At 56.0% G+C, this 4,186-nt stretch carries 7 protein-coding genes; 4 read left to right on the top strand and 3 right to left on the bottom strand.

The annotated features are described in order from the left end of the window. A partial coding sequence (locus C9413_RS32875; RefSeq protein ID WP_210263646.1) for a hypothetical protein occupies positions 1 to 313 on the bottom strand: 313 nt, incomplete at its 3' end. Between the two features lie 189 nt (positions 314 to 502). Between C9413_RS32875 and C9413_RS28750 the strand changes: the two genes are divergently transcribed. Together C9413_RS28750 and C9413_RS28745 are read left to right on the top strand one after the other, a co-directional pair. Further along, on the top strand, positions 503 to 736 hold the full coding sequence (locus tag C9413_RS28750; protein ID WP_170251253.1) for a hypothetical protein: 234 nt from the start codon (positions 503 to 505) through the stop codon (positions 734 to 736). 355 nt (positions 737 to 1,091) lie between these two features. Next, a complete protein-coding gene (locus tag C9413_RS28745; RefSeq protein ID WP_170251252.1) occupies positions 1,092 to 1,259 on the top strand; it encodes a hypothetical protein in 168 nt (55 codons plus the stop codon). Positions 1,260 to 1,336: 77 nt separating this feature from the next. On the opposite strand, the gene C9413_RS28740 is transcribed toward C9413_RS28745, so the two are convergent. Beyond that, positions 1,337 to 2,215, bottom strand: coding sequence for a LysR substrate-binding domain-containing protein (locus C9413_RS28740; protein WP_040114924.1), 879 nt, complete (start codon positions 2,213 to 2,215; stop codon positions 1,337 to 1,339). A 110-nt stretch (positions 2,216 to 2,325) separates the two neighbouring features. Between C9413_RS28740 and C9413_RS28735 the strand changes: the two genes are divergently transcribed. Next, positions 2,326 to 3,255 (top strand): NAD-dependent epimerase/dehydratase family protein, encoded by a 930-nt coding sequence (locus C9413_RS28735; RefSeq protein ID WP_040114923.1) that lies wholly within the window; start codon positions 2,326 to 2,328, stop codon positions 3,253 to 3,255. 7 nt (positions 3,256 to 3,262) lie between these two features. After that, a complete protein-coding gene (locus tag C9413_RS28730; RefSeq protein ID WP_040114922.1) occupies positions 3,263 to 3,892 on the top strand; it encodes a LysE family translocator in 630 nt (209 codons plus the stop codon). 189 nt (positions 3,893 to 4,081) lie between these two features. Here C9413_RS28730 and C9413_RS28725 read toward each other — a convergent pair. Then, positions 4,082 to 4,186 (bottom strand): lipocalin family protein (locus tag C9413_RS28725; RefSeq protein WP_281408689.1); only part of this gene is annotated, 105 nt, incomplete at its 5' end.

Raw genomic sequence — 4,186 nt, 5'->3', positions numbered from 1 at the left:
CACCCATTGTCAGATGACCGCTGCGCAACTCCATATCGATAAGTCGGGAGATTGCCATGTATCGTGGGCTGTTGCTGCAGCTGAGGTCGGGTAGCCAGTCTTTCATCGGAATATCGCCATGTCCTTCTTTCATCGACATTGACTGTATATTGTTGCAACCACCTTCTGACACGAAGAATGTCTCAAGCTCCGATGCGAGTGTCGACCAGTTTACCCACTCAAGCGATTGGCGTGCGAGCGCAGAGCCATCCGGCCGCCACGGCTTACAAAAATGGCCTTTGCTGAGCGCGGCCACGATCGGCGTCGGCGACATCTGATCTTGCCAGAACACTTATATGAAAGCCGCCCAGCGGAGCGGCTTTCAGGTGCGCGATGATTGCGATCAGGCGTGGCGGGCCCCGCGTGAAATCGCTCCATCGAGATTGGCGATCTGATGCTCTATCACGTGATAATGAAACGTAGATATCATGCCGTCGCTCAGAGCCATCTGGATGGCTTGTCCGTGGATCGCGGCTTCTTGCGAACGGAGATCACGAACTTCAGCGGCGCTGAGCAGCCTTCGGCTTCTGTCAGCCGCGATACGGCCATCGGCGGCACGGATCTCAGAAAGTATGGCGTCCAATCGGCTGTCGGGGATGAACATCGGCATTGGATCCACGAGCGGGTCATCGTCGCCGGGCTCGGTCCGAGCCCAATGATCGCGACGATCATGCTCGCCGGCGCGCACACCGTGTGAATTGCGGGAAGCATGGGACGCAGCGAAGGCGGTTGCTAGTGGGACAGATATAAGGATGGCGGTGAGCGCCGTCTTAACGATCAAAGAGCGCATTTTGCATCTCCCGAATTTGGAGGACGATTGTCTTTTCATCCTCCCGTGTGCAGTGTCGTCCAGTTCCGTCGTGTCGCGGTGGTCACTCATCGCCGGCGGTTCTCGACCTGCAGCGAGACAGGATAGATCCCCGTCGGTGAGACCTGTAATTAACAAAAGATAATTTTTGCCGCTTCTGGACGTTCCGCAATCCAGCCTATCTTTGCGTCATGGCGGCGGGAGCGTGGCGGAGAGTGGCGATAGCTCTGCACGCCGTGGAGACATGACCAAAAGTGCCCTCCTGACGCGGACTCGTCGCGAGATGGTGCCCGATCTCAACCGGCACTCGCTCCAGCATTTCGATGTCCATCAGATCTGGACTCATGCCGACTATGGTGTCGCAACGGCTTCACAGCGCGAGTTCGCAAAGCCGATAGCACAAAGTGTTTAGGTTCTTCGGTAGGCCGGCCATGCCTGAACCTGGTGCCGACCGCTGACATGCCGAGCGGCTGGAGGCCCGGACTATGGTTAAGTACATCGCCTCATTTCCTCGCCGATCCATGATCGGAAATGCTTCACCTGGATCTTAGTGGCACTAGAGGAGGCCGTCAGCACCGTGTAGCAGTAGGACGATGGAACGAACAGATCGGCAGCCATAACAAGTCTGCCCGCCAAAATGTCGTCAGACGCGATCGCTGCAGATACCAGTGCCACCCCGTCACCGGAAACCGCCGCCTGGACGAGCAATCCAGCATGGCTAAAGGCTCGGGTGAAAGACAACGTCTTCCCAAGCATGCCCCGCGCTTCCAGCAATAGCATCCAAGGGTGCGTTGAACCTTCATAGATTATCGGAAGGCCATCTATGTCATCGATCAAGAGGTCCGGGCGCCCCGACCTTTCAAGAAGGCTTGGGCTCGCGACCATCACCAAGCGATCCGGGAACGTCAAGTCGTCTGCCACATGCGGTTCATACCTGGCATGTCGTACCACGACGTCGCATTTGCCCGACTTCAACGGTACCGGTTCATCTGTCGCCTCCAGCCTAAAGTCGACCTCTGGATAGGCGAGGTTGAAGCGCGGAATTCTTGGGATGAGCCATTTCATTGCGAATGAATGAGTCGTCGAAACCCGTAGCACCCGGTCGCCGGCGCCATCAGCAAGGTCGTTTATTTTCTGGTCGAGTAGCAGAAGTGCCTTGGCAATGGTCTCGGCAAGTTCTTTACCCTTATCGGTAATCGTCACGCCGCGCGGGTGACGCTCGAACAGGGAAAAGCCCAGCGTTTGTTCAAGAGTCTTGATCTGCTGGCTCACGGCAGCCGGTGTCTTATGAAGCTCAAGCGAGGCAAGCTTGAAGCTCTGCCAGCGCGCGGCGCATTCGAAATCAATAAGTCCCGCCAGGCTGCGCATTTGTCAGTCCATAAGACATAGAAATTCTTATTCACTGGCTTAGTATTTGTCGGTTGCGCAGTCAATGGATGCATGGGAATCAAGGATTAATTCAGGAGCTAGGAACCACCATGCAAAAAAATGCCTTAGTCATTGGCGGAACCCGTTTTTTCGGCCGGCTGTTGGTAAGGCGGCTTCTCGAAGCTGGCCTCAACGTAACCGTGGCGACCCGAGGAATCACCTCGGACGACTTCGGGACCACCGTTAGCCGCGTCACGGTGGATCGGCGCGACGAAGATGCCATGGACCGTGCCTTCGCTGGAAGAGGAGACTATGACGTCATCTTCGACCAGATGTGCTACAGTCCGCTCGACGCTCGGATATCGGAATCTGTCTTCGCCGGGAGAGTGGGCCGTTACATCATGGCGTCGACCATCGAGGTCTACGCGCAATTGCTTTGGGCCAAAAAAGCTCCGTTCGACGAAAATCTCATCGATCTAGGCAACGAGCGCGCAAATCCCGATTTTCCCTGGCGCGACGAGACATACTCCGAAAGCCTCTACGGGCAAGCCAAACGCGCTGCTGAGGTTTGGTTTCATCAGTCTGGCATACTGCCGGTGGTCAGCGTTCGGATCGGGCATATTCTGTCTGGGCCGGACGATTTCACCGGCCGGCTTCGAAGCTATGTTGATCGTGTAGCCAGCGGCCGACCGCTCTTTTATTCGATCAACAACGGCAAGAGTTCGTTTTTCAATCCCGCCGGAATTGCCGACTTTCTTTACTGGGCTGGGCAGCATACCTTTACTGGTGCGATCAATGCATGCGCGAACGGCACGTTGACGGCTCTGGAGATACATCAAGCCGTCGCATCAGTCATGGGAAGAGAGGCAAAAGCGGAGGCCATGACCGGGATTAGCCGCGCCGCAGTACTCAGTCCATATGACTTCCCGGCCGATTACGCGATGTCGAGCGCGAGGGCTATTTCTCTCGGCTACGAAGCGCCAGATGTTTCCCAGTGGTTGCCCGGTGTAATTGCCGCACACCTCGAGCGCGGACGGTAGGCCCAGCATGTTCGCAATGGAAACGATCGCTTCGTTCGTGCTTGCCTCTAGCCTCGTAATCCTCGTGCCAGGCCCAGCAACCTTCTTTGTCATGGGACAGGCCGGACGGGGCATGGGCGCCGCCGCCGGAGGCATTGCGGGAATTGTCGTTGGTGACATAGTCCTTATTACATGTGCTGGCCTAGGTTTTGCGGCCCTCGTCGCCCAATGGCCCTTTCTAATTGATGCAATCAAGGTCCTTGGATCAGCTTATGTAGCCTATATCGGAATAGGGCTGATCAGGCAGTCGTTGAGTTCCCAGGGCAGCATGGACAAAAGCGGTCAAGTTCTTCCGCCTCGGCACCAATTTGCCAAGGGAATTGCGCTGACGCTTTCCAATCCCAAACCGATCATATTTTTCGCAGGCTTCTTTCCCGCATTTTTACCGCTCGGCCAGCAGCCAACCTTATTCGGATTCTATGCGTTGGGCGCGATTTTTCAGATAGTTAACCTATGCTACTTTGCTGCATTGACGCTCTTGGTCCGGCTCTTCAGCCGGAGCCTCTCAAGGGCCGTTTTCCAGGGATCGCCCCTCAATCTGCTGAGCGGCATCGCCTTGCTCGTTTGCAGTGGCATCCTCCTCGCTACCCTTCTGTGAGCTGAAGCACGTTGGACGAAGTGAGAGATCCGATGCGCGAATGCACTCACAGCCTGGTGGAATACGCAAGACTTGCATAATTGCATCTCAGCGACGCTGTATGTGCAGATGAACGCTTCGAACCCGTCGGCTGGGAGGATGGGGCTCTTCGACCTAAAGTTCGGCCGCGCACATCGCGGCCGATCATCGTTAGTATCCCGTCATTTCCAAATAGCCATGCCCCCCAGCACTTCCGTTGAATGAAATTGGACCTTCCCAATAGGTCGGGGTAATCGCCATCCATGTATGGACGTT

It is taken from the genome of Rhizobium sp. SEMIA 4085, from assembly GCF_013004495.1.
GTDB classification, from domain to species: domain Bacteria; phylum Pseudomonadota; class Alphaproteobacteria; order Rhizobiales; family Rhizobiaceae; genus Rhizobium; species Rhizobium gallicum.
This window is presented reverse-complemented; position numbering and strand designations above follow the sequence as displayed.

Excerpts from the sequence above, each read along its gene's own strand:
- C9413_RS28745 (WP_170251252.1), top strand. The coding sequence starts at position 1,092 with ATGACCAAAAGTGCCCTCCTGACGCGGACTCGTCGCGAGATGGTGCCC.
- C9413_RS28740 (WP_040114924.1), bottom strand. The coding sequence starts at position 2,215 with ATGCGCAGCCTGGCGGGACTTATTGATTTCGAATGCGCCGCGCGCTGG.
- C9413_RS28735 (WP_040114923.1), top strand. The coding sequence starts at position 2,326 with ATGCAAAAAAATGCCTTAGTCATTGGCGGAACCCGTTTTTTCGGCCGG.
- C9413_RS28730 (WP_040114922.1), top strand. The coding sequence starts at position 3,263 with ATGTTCGCAATGGAAACGATCGCTTCGTTCGTGCTTGCCTCTAGCCTC.